The sequence below is a fragment of the Paenibacillus durus ATCC 35681 genome, assembly GCF_000993825.1.
Lineage (GTDB): Bacteria > Bacillota > Bacilli > Paenibacillales > Paenibacillaceae > Paenibacillus_AQ > Paenibacillus_AQ durus_B.
Window position 1 is genome coordinate 4,523,529 of record NZ_CP011114.1, and the last position, 17,470, is coordinate 4,540,998.

Genomic DNA, 17,470 nt, shown 5'->3' on the forward strand with positions numbered 1-17,470 from the left:
GAACTGAATATTGCTTACTCGCCTTGCCCCAACGATACGTTTGTCTTTCACGCCTGGGCGCACGGACTGGTGCCGGGCGCGCCGAAGCTGAATGTCACCTACGCCGACATCGACATCACGAACGGTCTTGCCGCTGACGGCACAGGCCCTGAGCTGCTGAAAATCTCTTATGCCGCCCTGCCGTGGGCGCTGGAGCGGTATAAACTGCTGCCCTGCGGCGGCGCGCTTGGCCGGGGCTGCGGGCCGCTGCTGCTGACCAAGGGCGGCCCGCAGGACGCCAACAGCATGTCGTCGCTGTCCGGCCGCCGCGTTGCCGTGCCTAGCGAGCGCTCCACCGCCTACCTACTGTTTCGGCTGTGGGCGGCGCAGCAGGTGCCGGGAGGCATCGGCGAAATCGTCGTCATGCCTTTTCATGAGATTATGCCTGCCGTACGGGACGGCGCAATCGACGCCGGACTCGTCATCCACGAGGCCCGCTTCACCTATACCTCTTACGGGCTGCATATGCTGGTCGACCTCGGAAGCTGGTGGGAGAGCGACACGGGACTTCCAATCCCGCTCGGCGCGATCATCGCCCGCCGCGATCTGGACACGGACGCCGTCAGCGGCTGGATTCGCACCTCTCTCCGTCACGCCTGGGACAACCCGGAAGCCTCACGGGAGTATGTGCTCAGCCATGCCCAAGAACTGTCTCCCCAGGTGGCCAAGTCACATATCGATCTGTATGTGAATGACTTTACAATGGATCTGGGCGAGAACGGCTATGCCGCCATATCGGCCCTGCTGAACCGGGCGGCGGGTGAAGGGCTCGTCCCCCCAATCGATCCGGCGCTGCTGCGTTAGCTGCACGGCAGCCGCCAAACGTCAAATCCCCCGGGAATGCTTTATTCTGTCTGAAGCGCTCTCGGGGATTTTTTGCAGTAAACAAGCCTTTCCTCACAATGCAGCACCGGAAAAACGCATATCAGAACCTCCTAAGCTCCTGCCGCGTATACCGCATCATTTGCCCACAGCCTCTTTTGTAAGCCCTTTCTATCAAAATGTATATTACTCTACGTTATTCGTCGTGGCCTCGATAGATTTCCAACATAGAATGTACTATCAAATGGAAAAGGAGGTTATCAGGATGGCCATCTTGTTACCGCAGCAATTCTTCAACCTGCCAGCAGGCGTAGGCAAATCCTTTTACGAGAATCTTACCGGAGGGATTAACGCCGCTGTCACCGTACAAAACAACTCCACTTTCCCTGTCGATCTTGTGCTTTTCAGCGTAAACGCGCCTGTCATCACTTATACGATTCCCGCATTGAACAGCCTTACAATCGCAGTTAACCGGCTTCTGGTTGCCGCGCTTCGCGCTTCCGCCGCCGGAGCAGTCTTCGGCACGATCCAAGTCGCCACTTCGGATTTCTAATGATCCGCCGCTGACGGCAAGCTCCGCTGCCGCATTTGGTTTCCCCCATTCTACCCGCATAAGCTTTTAGCCCTCGGCCTTATAGGCTGGGGCTTTTTTTACGAAATCCCGCCTGTTAGTCTTCTCTACTTTAAGAAAGCCTTCAGCCTTTTTCGTGTTTCAAGCCCCAGCCACAACAGCAAAGATTGATAGAAATTAAGTAACAGCAAGATAACCAGCACTACGCCCTCATTATTCCATTCATTACTTATTAACTTGAAAATATAATATGACGAAAAGTTATACCCCGCACTAAGAATCCAAATAAATTCTGGACCTAAGAAACTAGGAGAGTCATGATAACTGATGTAATTTAATAAGCAGAAGAACCAAATTACAATTCCAATCATTGATATCAAACTATATGAAAATAAATTACCAAGAGCTTTGCCCGAATCTATTCCAAATATGAATCCGAATATAAAATATAATAAATTTAAAACTACATAAAAAATGATTGACCCCTGATTAGAAAAAAATGTATTTGAGACTTTATCCGAGTTAATTATCATAAAGACAACGAATATTAATAAGCAAATATGAAATGCCGTAGACATTACATTATTATATTTCAAGATTTTACTCCTCTCAGCAACTCTGCAATCGACTTACTTATTTTTGCATCGACAAATTTGGCTGCTTCCATTCCCAAACCTCCTTGCAGTTAAAATCATATACACTCACACATCTGTCTTTCCGGGCTTCCAGCCTGTTTCTTGCGACCAAACATGGGCTTTCTGCAAAATATCCCATACGATCGGACCTTTTCCTTCAACATATTTCGGCCGCTCGTTCTTATAAAGATTCATCAGCCGATGTTTTTCTTGAATATATCGTTGACGATCTTCAGAGGAATTTCGAAGGTAATCTCGAAAAAGCAATGTCAATTGCTCTGAATAACTCCCGGCCTGTCTAACATGAATATGAGTCCTTCTTTTACCTGGTATCTCGCGAAAATACTTTTTAGTTCTATCCGGATTCTCAGGTCTCAGCTCGAATCCATTTTTTTCGATCAATAATCTATAACAGGACTCGTCCTCCATGTTTTCGACTGAAATCTGAATGTCAATAATGGGCTTTGCATCCATACCTATAATGGAGGTTGAACCGACATGATCAATACGAATGGCCCGTTCCCCTAATGAGTGTCTTAGCTTTAATCCAATTTCAAGAAAAAGTTCTCTCCATTCAGCATTAAATGGGGCTATCCGCCACTGATCTTCCATAATGAGCCTCCTTTGAGTCATCCTCAATATATAAGTGTGAATTCGGTGTTATACGAAGGATTTTACTTCCTCGAATATTTATATAACATCATTCCAGAATATTTTATATAAAAACCACTGCGGGAGAAAAATGCAGCAGTGCATACTTAGGCATTAACTCACTTTTTTCCTAGCTACAGGTGCAATTGCCGTTAATACTGTAATAAATATTAATTGTACGAGGCCATAGATAATTGGGATAGCAAGCTCCCAAAGCCCCCAATCCCACGGAAAGCTTATCCAACCTCTTGAATTGTCAGAAAACCTAGCATATGTCATAAAAAGTAAGCCCGGAATAGTAGAGCTCGCTATCCAAATTTTAAATATTTTGAGTCCTTGACGATGTATCATCCAACAATTTATCAATGAGATTATTAGTAAAAAACTATATTCGACTATTATGAAATAATTAATTTCTTCAAAAAAAGAACTTTGATATATTACGCCAAAAAGCAAGTATAAAATTATAATAAATAAAAGTCCGAATATTCCTTTCATGTTCCCTCTCCTGTCTCTTTAACCCTGAATTTCGCAAACCGCAATAGGCGCTAATACGATCACCTCATGCTGATTATTCCCTTCAACTATCACTGCCTTGCTCTAATTCTAATCAAACTTATGGATAATACCACCAGTCCAAATATTCTAATCATTAATCTCCATTTCTTATTAAGAATTCCTTTATTGTAAGCCCTTACGCCCAAATAAAACCATTCCCAAAATTTTTGAGGGAATATCAAAGAAAATATCCCTACCAACAGACCAAACGAATATACATACAATGCCATAAGCTTCTCCTCATATTCTAGACTTGTTATTTTTATATTCTATGGAGAATTTTCATCACTTTTCTCTTAGCGATTACTGTTATTATTTCTGTCTTTTCTTCGTATTCTCGTCCAGTGACGTCTGAATAAAATTCAAGTTCTTCAAAGCCGATACAGCTAAGAATGGAAGAAAGCTCATCCACTGTGTATGTCTTATCCCAAATATTATATATTGGCACATCCTCAAGATCATCTACCACTATGGCTTGGTGTAAATGAACTCTTTCTTCCGAGTACCAATAATTAGAGCTCAGACACAAATGAGGAGTCGGTCTCCAAAAGCCGCTTTGATACGAATTCCACGTTCTTGAATCCGCATGATTTTTATATTTATTAGGTGTAAAAACATCAAAGACTAACTTTCCGCCGGGCTTTAGGCTACTGAAGATTTTATGCAACAATGCATTCCGTTCGTATTCGTTAAGAACCCCAAAATCACAATATATGAGCAGGACAACATCAAAGCAATTGGTAAAATCGAGGGTCAGATAATCCTGACAAACATAGTTGACATGCAAATTCAACTCCGATGCCTGGTTTTTAGCATATTCAATTGAACGGCTTGAAAAATCCACCCCCGTTACATTATTAAATCCAAGCTTAGCCAACCGATTGGTATAAAGCCCTGGCCCGCATCCTAAATCGAGCACTTTTTGTTGGGCGTTATTACCACAAATATATTCTTTGATCCATTTCACAGAAGCATCAATTGTATGGGGCTTCCTGCTTGCTGCATCTGTATTGGGATCTAAGTGAGCCTCCAGCATTTGTTGTGATATGTATTCGTCCACCCACATTTGTGAGCTACCCTTTTCGAATAACAGGGGTCTTTTGGTTTGTTCGATTATTTTATTTATCATCATGAAAGATTTCCTTCTTTCAAAAGAATATGATCGTTATGATAGAATTTCGTTGCGTTAACGCGTGTTATGTTTCCACATATACGACGCGACCCGGCCTTAGATATCTTATCTTAGGTCGGGTCGTATGTTGTCTGATATACTTCCATTCCTTACACCTGACGACCAAGAGGCGAATTCCCCACGGCGTAGATGCAATGTTAGGTGATGTTTGTCGTTCTTCAATCTATTTCATATGCTATAATTTTCTAGTACAGTAATCGGCTATAAGGGCGGTCGGCTAATCTCCCAGAAGGGAGGTGATGCCCATGGAGGTTAAAGATGCTCTCTCCTTAATGTTCATGTTCGGTATGTTCATTTTGGCATTGCTCACCTACATGAAAAAGAAATAGACCGCCCTGGCTAGGATAACGGTCTATTTCTGACCTGTCTTACGAGGCCGACTGCTCTTTATGCAGTTACTGTACTTTGGAGTCGTGTTCCAGCACGGCTCCTTACTTATTCTTACCTCAGTATAGCTCATATTATAACGATTTTATAGTAGTTATTTCTTCGAATATTACATAATTCCCCATGTAACCGCCTTTTTATTCTTTACTATTTTTCACCCTCCCCTACAAACACCGCATCATTTAACGCGGCCTCCGCATAAACTGGTATAATATCCATCAAAATACTTGGGGAACGGAGTGTGCGTTCATGATACCCGACGGAAATCACCATTCCAATATCATACGCTTCACCGGCTTTCAAAATGAGTACGACCGTTATCGGCCGGAGGCGCCCAGGCTTGTGACTGAACTGCTTACGGGCTATTTGGGAAAAAGACCCGCTCTCGTCGTGGATCTCGGCTGCGGAACCGGGCTGTCCACCTTCTTGTGGCGGACGGCCGCCGACGCCGTCATCGGTGTTGAGCCCGGCGATGATATGCGCGGCAAGGCTCTGGAGAAATGGAACGCGCTGGGCAGTCCGGCAAGCATATCGTTTGTCCCCGGCTATTCCAATGCTCTGGAGCTGCCTTCCGGCTCTGCCGATATTGTCACCTGCTCCCAGTCCTTCCACTGGATGGAGCCCGTGAGTACGCTGAAGGAGGTTTCGCGTGTGCTGAGACCGGGCGGAATCTTCGCCGCCTACGACTGCGACTGGCCGCCGGTGCTTGAGCCGAATATCGAAACCCGCTACAATGAACTGATCGAACAGGCGGATGTCATCATCAGCCGCCGGGTATCGGCTGAGGACAGGGCCGTCAAATGGGGCAAAGAAGGCCATCTTAGCCGCATCAAAGCGAGCAAGGAATTCTCCTTCGCCCGCGAGATCGCCTTCCACAACATAGAGCACTGCAGCGCGGAGAGGTACGTCGGCCTTACGCTCAGTCAGGGCAGTCTTCAGACCGTGCTGCGGCTCGGCGGAGGCGAGCTGGATGAAGAGATTGCCGATTACCGGGAGACGGTGGAACGCTATTTTAGGGGCCGGACTCTGGAAACGATATTCAGCTACCACGTGAGACTGGGAATCAAGTAAGCGCGGCAGCTTTAAAGAAAGAAGCCTCCGGAATACGCGCAACCTGCGTTCCGGAGGCTTTTGTTCACAAGCGCTTAATCGTTATTCATCTTAAACTTCAGAAACAGCTCATTGTAGTGTGCAAGCATGCGCTTGCCGAGATTGTCGTATACCTCAAGCTTGTCGGTGATTACTTTAGGCGGGTAAAAGCGCTCGTCCCCGGAAATATCCTTCGGCAGCAGCGCCAGCGCGTCCTTGTTCGGCGTGGAGTAGCCGACATACTCGGTGTTCTGGGCGGCCACTTCTGGCCGAAGCATGAAGTTGATGAACTTATACGCCCCCTCCACATTGGCCGCCGAGCGCGGAATGACGAGATTATCCGCCCACACGTTCGAGCCTTCCTCCGGCACGACATAATTCAGCTTGTCGTTCTCGTCCATAATCTCTGCGGCGTCTCCTGACCAGACAAGGCCGACGGCGGCCTCCTCATTCGCCAGCAGCATTTTGATTTCGTCGCCGACAATCGCTTTGACATTAGGCGACAGAGTGTTCAGCTTCTTCAGCGCCTCCTGCAAATGATCCTCGCTGGTGTCGTTCAGGGAATGATGCAGGCTGTTGAGCGCCATGCCCATCACTTCCCGCGCTCCGTCCAGCAGCAGGATATTATTTTTCAGCCGGCTGTCCCACAGATCGTTCCAGCTCTTGAAGGTTAGTCCGTGAGTCAGCCCGGGATTATAGATAATGCCGACCGTTCCCCAGAAATAAGGAACCGAGTAGCGGTTGCCTTCGTCAAACGACAGGTTCATGAACCTGGGGTCGATATGGGACAGATTCGGCAGCTTGCTATGGTCGAGCGGGAGCAGCAGGTTTTCCTCTTTCATTTTAGCGATGGCGTAGTCGGAAGGGACCACAAGATCGAAGTTCGTGCCGCCCTGCTCAATCTTCGTCAGCATCGCCTCGTTGGAATCGAAGGTCTGGTAAATGACTGTAATGCCCGTCTCCTTCTGGAACTGCGTCAGCAGCTCGGGATCGATATAGTCGCCCCAGTTATAGATGGTCAGCGTATTGCCGCCGGAGTAGCCTTCGCTTTTGTTCATCCAGGCTCCAAGGTACATCAGGGCAAAGGCCGCGATCATTATCGCCACAAAAGCGTTCACGAGCTGCTTCATCTAGGCACCCCCGCTTCAGCCGTCAGTTCCACTGAGGGCTTCTTGGCTTTTTTGGCCGTCAGGAAGTAGTAGCCTACGACCAGCAGCACCGTGAACAGGAAGATCAGCGTGGACAGCGCGTTAATCGACAGCGACACGCCCTGCCGCGCCCGCGAATAGATTTCCACGGAGAGGGTCGAATAACCGTTGCCCGTTACGAAGAACGTTACCGCGAAATCGTCCAGCGAATAGGTAAGCGCCATGAAAAATCCGCTGAAAATGCCCGGCCGGATGACCGGCAGAATGACCTTCGTCAGCACATCCCTGCGGGTAGCGCCGAGATCGCGGGCGGCGTCGGTAAGCGTCGGGCTCATCTCCTCCAGATGCGGAAGAATCATCAGCACCGCAATGGGCACACTGAAAGCGATATGCGATAGCAGAACGGAAGAGAATCCGAGCTTCACGCCCACTATCGTGAACAAGATGAGAAACGATGCGCCGATAATGACATCGGGGCTGACGATCAGTACATTGTTCAGCGACAACAGCGTATTCTTGGCCCTGCGGCTGCGGACATGCTGAATCGCCAGCGCGCCGATCACCGCGATAATCGTGGCGATGGCCGAGGACAGCAGCGCGATCACAAGCGTATTGATTACGATGATGATCAGCCGCGTATCCTGCACCACTTCCCGGTAATGATCAAGCGTAAAGCCTTCAAATTCATGCATCGTACCGCCGCTGTTGAACGAATAATACATCAGATAGAAGATCGGCGCATACAGCACGATAAAGACAAGCGCCAGATACAGATTGGACCACCGGTTTCTATTTTCCATGCCGCACTCCTTTCCGCCCGCCCGCAAGAACCATCACGAGAGCCATGACGACAATCAGGAACACGGCTACGGTCGAGCCCATTCCCCAGTCCTGCGTGACCAGAAAATGCTGCTCAATGGCCGTGCCCAGAGTGATGACCCGGTTGCCCGCGATCAGGCGGGTGATCATAAACAGGGACAACGCCGGAATGAAGACCGCCATGCACCCCGAGCGCACGCCCGAGACCGTGAGCGGGAACACAACCCGCCGGAACGTCGTCCAGCCGGAAGCGCCCAGATCGCGCGCCGCAGACAGCAGCGTCGGATTCAGATCCTCGAGCGCGCTGAAGATGGGCAGAATCATGAAAGGGATAAAAATATAGACCGACACAAACACAAAGCTGAAGCCCGTAAACAAAATCTGCTTCTCCCCGATGCCAAGCACATCCAAAATGCTGTTAACCGGACCGAAGGTGCCGAAAATGCCGATAAAGGCGTATGTCTTCAGCAGCAGATTGATCCAGGTCGGCAAAATAATGAGCAGCAGCCAGAGCTGCTTATGCTTCGTTCGTGTCAGCAGCCAGGCGGCCGGATAAGCGACCAGCAGCGAGAACACTGTAATTAGAAACGCATACCAGAACGAGCTGAGCGTCATTTTTAAATAAACCGGGGTGAAAAAATTAGCGTAATTGGACAGCGTCAGCTTCCCGTTCAGATCAAAGAGCGAGTAATAAAGGATGAGCAGCACCGGCGCAATCACGAACAGGGCGATCCATAAGTAATACGGGATAAGGTAGACTTGTTTCGCTTTACTTGTCATGCTGCTCCACCCCGCCGTAAGCCTCCAGACGTCTGTCGAACTCTTCCTCCGTTTCGCCGAATCTCATGACATGGATGGCCTCGGGGTCAAAATACAGACCGATCTCGCTCCCGACTTCGGCTTTGCGCGTCGAGTGAACGAGCCATTCCTGCCCGGATTCATCGTAACAGCTGATCTCATAATGCACGCCCCGAAAGAGCTGGCTGTCCACCCGCACACGCAGTTTGCCCTGCTCCAGAGGAACAATCTCCAGATCTTCGGGGCGGATGACGATCTCGATCGGCTCATTCGGCCGCAGGCCCGCGTCCACGCATTCAAACCGGCGTCCATTAAGCTCCACGAGATAGTCCTCAATCATCACGCCGGGCACGATATTCGATTCTCCGATAAAATCGGCCACAAACCGGTTGATCGGCTCGTCGTAGATGTCGTTAGGCGTGCCGCTTTGCTCGATTTTTCCCTTGTTCATGACAAAAATCCAGTCCGACATCGCCAGCGCCTCTTCCTGGTCATGGGTGACGAAGATGAACGTGATGCCCAGCCGCTGCTGCATTTCGCGCAAAATGTACTGCATCTCCGTGCGCAGCTTCAAATCGAGCGCGGACAGAGGCTCGTCTAATAGCAGCACCTGCGGCTCGTTGACGATGGCGCGGGCAATCGCCACGCGCTGACGCTGGCCGCCCGACATTTCGCTCACAGCACGCCGCTCGTATCCGGCCAGGTTGACGAAGCGCAGCGCTTCCTGCACCTTTTGCTCGATTGCCTGCTTCTTCAGCTTCTTGATCCGCAGTCCAAACGCCACATTCTCGAACACGTCCAGGTGCGGAAACAGGGCGTAATCCTGAAACACCGTGTTGACCTGGCGCTCATTGGCGGGAATGCGGTTGATAACCTTGCCGTTCATATAAATGGAACCGTCTGTCGGCTCGGCAAAGCCGGCGATCAGGCGCAGAATGGTTGTCTTGCCGCAGCCGGAGGGCCCGAGCAGCGTGTAGAATTTGCCCCGTTCTATATCAAAGCTGACTCCTTTTAGCACAGGCTCTTCATCGTCATATCGTTTAGTGACGTTCTCGAAAGAAATAATGGTTGGTTCCTGAATAGCTATGATTGACGACCTCCCAGCATATGAATTGAGTCGCTGCTTCCGCAGAATTCGACCATAGTCCAATAAGCCTATCATACCCGGTTTTTCGCTTCCCGGCATTCTTTATTTTTCTATGCAGCGGTCACGTTGTTCGTAATGTTGTAATAACTGCACACTAAACCCTCACCTTAAGGGTGATATAATGAAAGTAACTGAAAACCTTATATTTTTTTTAAAATTTTTCGAAAAGAGATGACGAACACATGAACGAGGGGCTGCAGGAGCGCCTTGAAAAATTTGGTTTTTCGCTATATATGATACGGGTTACGCTGGCAGCTTCGCTTTCCTGGATGGCTGTTCACGCTATGTACGGCAACGAATTTTCGTACTTCGCGCCGCTGGCGGCGATTCTGATTACCCAGGGCAGCGTCAAGGCTTCGCTGGAAAAGGGCATCTACCGGCTGCTCGGTATTGTTCTCGGCGGAACCGTCAGCTTAATGATCGGCCACTTCTTCAATGTCGGGCCGCTGTCGATTCTGCTGATTCTGCTGATTGGCCTTGGCGTGGCGACCGCCTGCCGGATCAACTTCCAGGCGATTACGCAGGTGGGCGTTACCTCGGTGCTGGCACTGACCTTTTTACAGGATCATTATGTAATGTTTAGAGCCACGGAAACGCTGATTGGCGTGGCCTTCGCTCTGCTTTTCAATGTAATTATCGTCCCGCCCAAGGGGTTCGTCAATGTTAAGAATACGGCCTTCGCAGGGACCTTGCTGCTCGCAGACGGACTGAACGGACTCGCGCCGGGGCGGGATGAGAACAGCCAAGCCGAAGCTTTGAAGCGGTCCGGACAGCTGCTCAAGGACAGCGCGCAGAAACAAAGCGAGCTGCTCTTTACCCTATCCCATGTTCCCTGCATTAATGATTTGTCCGTCATGAAGAAATCGATCTCCCATTTACAAACCATGCATAACTATGTGAAAGAAATCTCAGCTGAAATACGACTGCTGCCGCCGCATTACGCCTCCGCCGACTGGATGCAGAAGACGCTGAGCGCTACAGCCGACTGCATTGCTATCTTCGGGGCCAAGACTTTGTCGGATACGGAATGCCACAGCTCGCTTCCGGAAGCTCTCCGCCGCGCCCGCGAGCTTCAGCTCGCCAGCTTCTCCGAGCTTCAAGGGAACTGCCCGCTGACCGCCATCCGCGATCTCGGCGCCGTCTTCTCGCATCTAAACCGGCTGCTGGATGAGGTGGAACGCGCTGATCACGCCGTCATGTCGGCTGCTCCGCAGCGGACCCGCGCCCGTCTGGAACGCGCCGTGCGCTTTGCAAAAAAGGGACTCTCCCACAAGCTTTAAGCTTGGGAGCGTCCCTTTTTTTATATGAGGAGGGTAGAAGCTGCGCCGTTATTGATCTCCGTAAACCGGCCGCTCCAAGTCGAATATTCGTCCAATCGCGCCGTATGACGATCCGGCTAAGCGGCTGACCGGCTTCAGCTTGCCGATGTCGATCCGACCGTTATGGATGAGATCATCCCGTACATAGAAGCTCAGCACCTCGCCGATGAACAGATCGAAATGCCCCAGCGGAACATGCTGCTCAAGGCGGCATTCCATGGCAACCGGGCATTCCTGCACCCTTGGCACCGCCACCGTGCTGCCGGGAACGGCGGTTAGTCCTGCAAGCTCCAGCTCGCTGACAGACTCAGGCGCATTGATGGAGGCATGGTTAATCGCCTCGATGTTGTCCTCGTCCGTGACATGCACGACAAATTCCTGATTCGCCAGGATATTGCGCGCCGTATCCTTCAGAGTGCCGTCCGCACGCCGACCGCAGGAGAACATGACCATCGGCGGATTATCGTTCACAATGTTATAGAAGCTGAATGGAGCCGCGTTCACAACCCCTTCCGCATTAATCGAGGTAACGAACGCGATGGGCCGTGGCACGACGCTGCCGATCAGCAGCTTATAATTGTCGTGAACCGTCTGTTCATTCATTTTAATGATCATCATTTTCCTCCTTCAAGAGCTTCGTATCCAGCCGTTACCGCCGCCGTCCGGCGCCGTATCCGGAGATTGACCAGCAAGATGCTGATTACCACCAGTACCAGACCTATCACCAGATTAACCGTTATCTTCTCATTTAGGAAGAGGACGCTTGAGGCGATGGAGACAAGCGGGACCAAAAAAGTATAGGAGGCAACCTTTCCGGCCTCCCCTTCGTTAATCAGCTTGAAGTAAACAAGCCAACCGAGCGCAATCACAAAGATGGAAATGAACAGCGTGACGGCAACAAAACCGGCGTTCCAACGGATGGCTTTCCACGGCTCGGCCGCGCTGCCGGCTGCAAGCAGGATCAGCCCCCCGAGCGTGATCTGCATGGCCGTCATCCACAGCATATCGACCCGCACCGCGTTTCGCTTCATATACACCGTTCCAAGCGCCCAGCACAGGGCGGTGCCTAGAGCAAGAAGGATACCGAGCAGCGAAATGCTGCCGGTCAGGCCGCCCGCGCTCAAGCAGGCTACGCCCAGAAAACCGAGCGCGAGCCCGGCCATTTTTTGCCTATGCATCTCTTCCCCTAGCCACATCCAGGAGAAAATCCCGAGCAGCACCGGCTGCAGAAATACAATCGCCGAGAACAGCCCAGCCGGCACGTATTTCAGTCCAATCGTTTGTACGCCGTAATACAGCGCTATGCTTAATATGGCGGAGCTCAAATATACCGGCCACAGCTTCTTGAACTGGAGCAGCCGCGCTTTGGGCAGCGCGATCAGGATCAGCAGCACGCCCCCGATTACGGTGCGGATGCCCGAGAATAACAGCGGCGGCGCGTAGCTCAGCGCTATTTTGGATAAAGGCCAGTTAATGCCCCATACCAGAATGAGAAAAGTTAATAAAAAAACCGCAGATTTTTGCCGAGGCATAGGGCCCCTCCTTGTCATTCAGTCTTTTCTAATGATACAATATTTTCTAGCATGAATAAAATGAATATTTATCATATGGAGCATACCAAATTTGTTATGAACAAGGGGCAAAGGAGAGTGGAAGCATGAAATATGAATATCTCGGGGGAAGCGGACTACAGGTATCCAAGCTGGGGCTCGGCACGAACGCCTTCGGCAAGCGGGCGGATCAGGCCGCTTCCACGGCGGTGCTGCACACCGCGCTGGATAACGGGATCAACTTCATCGATACCGCCAATATTTATACCGGAACGGAATCGGAGCGAATTATCGGAGAGGCGCTGGCGGGCAGGAGGCATGAAGCCGTACTGGCGACAAAAGCCGGGCTGGTGAGAAGACCCGGCCCCGGCGGCAGCGGTTCATCCAGATTCCATCTGATGCGGGAACTGGAGGACAGTCTCCGCCGTCTCAAGACGGACTATGTCGATCTGTACCAGATTCATACCTTCGATCCGCATACTCCGCTCGAAGAGACGCTGCGGACGCTGGATGACATGGTGTCCTCCGGCAAAGTACGCTATATCGGCGCCTCCAATTATGCCGCATGGGAGCTGATGAAGGCGCTTGGCATCAGCGAACGGATGGGCTATGAGCGCTACGTTTCGCTCCAGTGCAGCTACTCGCTGGCCGACCGTACGCCAGAGCGGGAGCTCGTCCCCCTCTGCCTGGATCAGGGCGTCGGCATCATCCCGTATTTTCCGCTTGCCGGTGGCATCCTGACCGGCAAATACAGCGCGGGAGATGAGGCTCCCGCAGGCTCCAGAGCCGATACCGATCCGAACTTCGCCCGGTTCCTTACCGGCGAACGGATCGCACTCGGGCAGGAGACAGCCGCGCTCGCGGCGGAGCTGGAGACGACGCCTGCCGCTCTGTCCCTAGCCTGGCTTATGAGCCGCCCGGCGGTGTCCACCGTTATTGTCGGCGCTACCCGGGCGGAGCAGCTTCAAGAGAGCCTAAAGAGCGTCTCGCTTGCTCTGAGCGCCGAGACGCAGGAGAAGCTCGAAGCGGTAAGCCGTCCTTTCATCCACAGCGAGCCGTTTGCGGTGTACCGCCTGCCGGAGTAACGAGCGCGGCCAGGGCCGCTTTCGGATGTATGCTCCGGCAGCCCCTGCCTCGGGCGACGAAATTCCTTTATTGAGCTTAAGCCCGGCCAAAGTTAGCGTATCAACGCTTGGATGACCGGGTATTTTTCTGCCTGTTGTACGGTTTACGCCCCCCTGTTTAAATGCCTTCGTCCATTGGTAAATCGAGGAAAATAAATTCCTTTGTCATCGACAAATTGGGACAAGTTATTTACCCCAAAGCTGATATACTACAGTCAAAATCGGCTATGATCCGATTTATACCATTACAGGGAGGAACGGAATTTGAGAACAAAGGTCGCTGCTGTCGTAGGTTCAATGCTGATTGTCACCAGTTTGTTAGCCGGGTCCGGGTATGCCAAGCCGGCCAACCAGGCGCCCCAGAAACAAAAGTATGTGCTCGCATTTAAAACTTCACTTCCCGCAGACTATGAAACGATTGTAACGAAGGCGGGCGGTACAGTGCTTCGGGCCATCCCGGAATTGGGCGGACTCGAAGCGGAATCCGAAAGAACGGATTTTCTTGCGAATCTGAGCGGGATTTCCGGCATACAAGCGGCCAACCCCGAACTCGAGTACAAGCTGGATGAAGATATTGCGGCTGCCGACGGTCAGCCGGTGACTGATATTCCGCAGGACGCCGAGACGTATTGGCCTTATCAATGGGATATCCAGCGGATTACGAATAACGGGGCCTCCTACAAGCTGGAAACGGGCGGCACGACGAACCCTGACGGAACAGTCACGCACAAGGCGGTTGTAGGCGTCATCGATACGGGAATCGACGCCGAGCACCCTGACCTGAAGGCGAATTTCCTCGGGGGCGTGAACTTCGTCCCGGCAGGTGTAGACGCCAGTGAAACAGGCGATCCAAGCGACATCAGGGACCGCGAGGGTCACGGCACGCATGTGGCCGGCTCCATAGCCGCAGACGGCAAGGTCAAAGGCGTAGGTCCCGGCCTCGGTATCCGGTCGTACCGCGTATTCGCGGCAGAGGGCGGCGCTCCGACCTCATGGATCGCCGCAGCCGTCGTCCAGGCGGCCAATGACAAGGTCGACGTCATCAATCTGTCGCTCGGGGGTTACGACGGCATTGCCAGATACACTTATGGCGGCCTCAAGTACAACGATGTAGCGGATTTCCTCCTCTGGAAGCGCGCGCTGCAGTATGCCGTAGGCCATAACGTTACGGTCGTAGCAGCCGCCGGCAACGATTCGCTGAATCTGAACGACTCGCATGCTGTGGTCAACTATATGAACCAAACGTACGGCTACCTCGGCCTGACCTTCAAAAGCGCCGTAAAAGAAGTGCCGGGTACGCTTCCTGGCGTCATCAACGTCTCTTCGTCGAATCAATGGTCTTCGGACAAGATCGCGTTTTATTCCAACTATGGCAGCGCGATCGACGTCGCGGCTCCCGGCGGGGACAACGGTCCGGTCTATGACGCCAGCCGAAATCTGGACGAGCGGGATTTCCATTTCCGCACGCTCAGCACATGGCCGACCTATCTGGCTCCTTACTTCACCTCGAACCTGACGAGCTATGCGCTGCTGCACGGTACTTCGATGGCGGCTCCGAAGGTTGCGGGCATTGCGGGCGTCATCAAGGCCGCGCACCCGGAATATACGCCGGTCCAGGTACAAGCGCTCATTAAGCAGACGGCCAACGATCTAGGGAAGCCGGGGCAAGACCCTCTATTCGGCTCGGGCGAAGCCAATATCTTCAATGCATTAAGCCGATAATCACAGGCGCCGCCAATGAATGGACAAGCCCCAACCAGCCAAATTTAGCAAGTGGAATCTATCTCGTCTCTTCTAGAGACGGAATTGACTGAACAGGAACAGGCCAGCCGGAATTCCGGCTGGCCTGTTTATTGTTGGATCTAGTATCTGCTCGCTTATAGCTTTGACGTTTATACGACGGACAGGAAACGCTCAATGTCTTCGTCCACCGTCGTAATGCCGCCGATGCCGAACGTGTCGACCAGTACCTTCGCCACATTCGGGGACAGGAAGGCCGGTAGCGTCGGGCCGAGGTGGATGTTTTTGACACCCAGATAGAGCAGCGCCAGCAGCACGATCACCGCTTTTTGCTCATACCACGCAATATTGTACGAAATCGGCAGTTCGTTGATGTCCTCCAGGCCGAATACTTCCTTCAGCTTCAGCGCGATCACAGCCAGCGAGTAGGAGTCATTGCATTGACCCGCGTCCAGTACGCGAGGAATGCCGCCGATATCGCCAAGATCGAGCTTGTTGTACTTGTATTTGGCACAGCCAGCCGTCAGGATCACCGTATCGCTTGGAAGCGCCTGGGCAAAATCGGTATAGTAATTCCGGCTCTTCATCCGTCCGTCGCAGCCGGCCATCACGAAGAAGCGCTTGATCGCACCGGTCTTCACCGCATCGACCACCTTGTCGGCTACTCCCATTACGGCCGCATGAGCAAAGCCGCCGACAATTTCGCCGCTCTCGATTCCGGTCGGAGGCGCACTGGTCTTCGCCTGCTCGATGATGGCGGAGAAGTCCTTGGGAGCGCCGTCTACGCCGTCCGCGATATGCTTGATGCCGGGATAGCCCGTGTTGCCTGTGGTATACAGCCGGTCCTTGTAGCTGTCCTTCGGCGGCACGACGCAGTTAGTCGTCATCAGGATCGGGCCGTTAAAGCTTGCGAATTCCTCGTTTTGCTTCCACCAGGCATTGCCGTAGTTGCCGACAAAATGGCTGTACTTCTTGAAAGCCGGATAGTAATGGGCGGGTAGCATTTCGCTGTGCGTGTATACGTCGACTCCGGTCCCTTCCGTCTGCTTCAGCAGCTCTTCCATGTCCTTCAGGTCGTGGCCGCTGATGAGAATTCCCGGGCGGTCGCCGACGCCGATGTTCACCTTCGTAATTTCCGGATTGCCGTACGTTTCCGTATTGGCACGGTCCAGCAGCGCCATCACGTCAACGCCGTACTTGCCGCATTCCATAACGAGAGCGACCAGCTCGTCCGCCGTCAGCTCATTGTTTAACGTGGCGGCAAGTCCGCGTTCAAGGAAAGCTTGCGCGCTTGCTTCATGGTAGCCGAGCACCGCTGCATGCTCCATATAAGCGGCCATGCCTTTCAAGCCATAGGAGAGCAGCTCGCGCAGGGAGCGAACGTCCTCGTTCTCGGTTGCAAGCACGCCCACAGCCGCCGCCTTGGCTTCCAGCTCTTCGTCCGTACCCGGCGTCCAGAGCGCGGCGTCATGGCCTGCGAGCGGAACGTCCGCAAGCGAGCCATCCAGCCGCTTTTTCCAGCCATCGCGAATAACAATCCCTTCTCTGACTCTGGCAATAAAGCCGTCACGGTCAAAGTTGGCGTTGGTGATGGTCGCGAACAGGCTCTTGATGATGAACTGCTCCGATGCGCTGTCGGTTACTCCAAGCTCACGGGCCTTTACCGAATAAATGGAAATGCCCTTCACCGTGTACAGCAGAAGATCCTGCAGATTGGCGACATCGCTAGTCTTGCCGCATACCCCCTGAATCGTGCACCCCGTTCCTTTCGCCGCCTCCTGACACTGAAAACAAAACATACTGCTCATTGAATAATCGCTCCTTTTATTCATTTTCTTCCGTCTGCCATCTGTGTCTTTACTTGTTACTACCGATTGTAGT

The 17,470-nt window shown here is 52.1% G+C and carries 17 protein-coding genes; 7 read left to right on the forward strand and 10 right to left on the reverse strand.

All coding sequences use genetic code 11. The features are described from left to right. Positions 1-3 precede the first annotated feature (3 nt). Complete coding sequence (locus VK70_RS21075) at positions 4-843, forward strand: 1,4-dihydroxy-6-naphtoate synthase (RefSeq protein ID WP_025694864.1); 840 nt, start codon at positions 4-6, stop codon at positions 841-843. 283 nt (positions 844-1,126) lie between these two features. Then, positions 1,127-1,414, forward strand: a complete 288-nt coding sequence (locus VK70_RS21080; protein WP_025694865.1) for a hypothetical protein — start codon at positions 1,127-1,129, stop codon at positions 1,412-1,414. A gap of 719 nt (positions 1,415-2,133) precedes the next feature. On the opposite strand, the gene VK70_RS21090 is transcribed toward VK70_RS21080, so the two are convergent. From VK70_RS21090 to VK70_RS21105, 3 genes are all read right to left on the reverse strand, one after another. Then, on the reverse strand, positions 2,134-2,679 hold the full coding sequence (locus VK70_RS21090; RefSeq protein ID WP_025694867.1) for a GrpB family protein: 546 nt from the start codon (positions 2,677-2,679) through the stop codon (positions 2,134-2,136). A gap of 153 nt (positions 2,680-2,832) precedes the next feature. After that, complete coding sequence (locus VK70_RS21095) at positions 2,833-3,216, reverse strand: hypothetical protein (RefSeq protein WP_025694868.1); 384 nt, start codon at positions 3,214-3,216, stop codon at positions 2,833-2,835. 322 nt (positions 3,217-3,538) lie between these two features. Beyond that, positions 3,539-4,408 carry a class I SAM-dependent methyltransferase gene (locus VK70_RS21105; protein WP_051505022.1) on the reverse strand — a complete coding sequence of 290 codons (870 nt, stop codon included), beginning with the start codon at positions 4,406-4,408 and terminating at the stop codon, positions 3,539-3,541. A 305-nt stretch (positions 4,409-4,713) separates the two neighbouring features. Between VK70_RS21105 and VK70_RS29275 the strand changes: the two genes are divergently transcribed. Beyond that, positions 4,714-4,797, forward strand: a complete 84-nt coding sequence (locus tag VK70_RS29275; RefSeq protein WP_220687457.1) for a putative holin-like toxin — start codon at positions 4,714-4,716, stop codon at positions 4,795-4,797. Between the two features lie 307 nt (positions 4,798-5,104). Next, positions 5,105-5,926: a class I SAM-dependent methyltransferase gene (locus tag VK70_RS21110; protein WP_025694871.1), complete on the forward strand. Its 822-nt coding sequence runs from the start codon at positions 5,105-5,107 to the stop codon at positions 5,924-5,926. Between the two features lie 74 nt (positions 5,927-6,000). Here VK70_RS21110 and VK70_RS21115 read toward each other — a convergent pair whose 3' ends face one another. The 4 genes from VK70_RS21115 to VK70_RS21130 are packed head-to-tail and all read right to left on the reverse strand — an operon-like array spanning position 6,001 to position 9,790. Continuing rightward, positions 6,001-7,074, reverse strand: a complete 1,074-nt coding sequence (locus tag VK70_RS21115; RefSeq protein ID WP_025694872.1) for an ABC transporter substrate-binding protein — start codon at positions 7,072-7,074, stop codon at positions 6,001-6,003. Continuing rightward, complete coding sequence (locus VK70_RS21120; RefSeq protein WP_025694873.1) at positions 7,071-7,892, reverse strand: ABC transporter permease; 822 nt, start codon at positions 7,890-7,892, stop codon at positions 7,071-7,073. Before VK70_RS21120 ends, VK70_RS21115 begins: the two co-directional genes overlap by 4 nt. Beyond that, entirely contained in the window at positions 7,882-8,691 is an 810-nt protein-coding gene (locus VK70_RS21125) for an ABC transporter permease (RefSeq protein ID WP_025694874.1), read from the reverse strand. The genes VK70_RS21120 and VK70_RS21125 overlap by 11 nt, the downstream gene beginning before the upstream one ends. Further along, positions 8,681-9,790, reverse strand: coding sequence for an ABC transporter ATP-binding protein (locus tag VK70_RS21130; protein WP_025694875.1), 1,110 nt, complete (start codon positions 9,788-9,790; stop codon positions 8,681-8,683). The genes VK70_RS21125 and VK70_RS21130 overlap by 11 nt, the downstream gene beginning before the upstream one ends. A 248-nt stretch (positions 9,791-10,038) precedes the next feature. Here VK70_RS21130 and VK70_RS26730 point away from each other — a divergent pair, with 248 nt between their 5' ends. Next, a complete protein-coding gene (locus tag VK70_RS26730) occupies positions 10,039-11,136 on the forward strand; it encodes an FUSC family protein (protein ID WP_025694876.1) in 1,098 nt (365 codons plus the stop codon). Positions 11,137-11,184: 48 nt separating this feature from the next. Here VK70_RS26730 and VK70_RS21140 read toward each other — a convergent pair whose 3' ends face one another. Beyond that, positions 11,185-11,793, reverse strand: coding sequence for a flavin reductase family protein (locus tag VK70_RS21140; protein ID WP_025694877.1), 609 nt, complete (start codon positions 11,791-11,793; stop codon positions 11,185-11,187). Further along, complete coding sequence (locus tag VK70_RS21145) at positions 11,790-12,707, reverse strand: DMT family transporter (protein WP_025694878.1); 918 nt, start codon at positions 12,705-12,707, stop codon at positions 11,790-11,792. Before VK70_RS21145 ends, VK70_RS21140 begins: the two co-directional genes overlap by 4 nt. Before the next feature lie 125 nt (positions 12,708-12,832). On the opposite strand from VK70_RS21145, the gene VK70_RS21150 reads away from it, so the two are divergent. Together VK70_RS21150 and VK70_RS21155 are read left to right on the forward strand one after the other, a co-directional pair. Continuing rightward, a complete protein-coding gene (locus VK70_RS21150) occupies positions 12,833-13,810 on the forward strand; it encodes an aldo/keto reductase (RefSeq protein ID WP_025694879.1) in 978 nt (325 codons plus the stop codon). Positions 13,811-14,113: 303 nt separating this feature from the next. Beyond that, positions 14,114-15,571, forward strand: a complete 1,458-nt coding sequence (locus VK70_RS21155) for a S8 family serine peptidase (RefSeq protein ID WP_025694880.1) — start codon at positions 14,114-14,116, stop codon at positions 15,569-15,571. Between the two features lie 170 nt (positions 15,572-15,741). Here the strand turns inward: VK70_RS21155 and hcp are convergent, their stop codons facing one another. Then, the gene (gene hcp / locus VK70_RS21160) at positions 15,742-17,397 is read right to left on the reverse strand and encodes a hydroxylamine reductase (RefSeq protein WP_025695570.1); all 1,656 of its coding nucleotides are present in this window, start codon (positions 17,395-17,397) and stop codon (positions 15,742-15,744) included. Between the last annotated feature and the right edge of the window lie 73 nt (positions 17,398-17,470).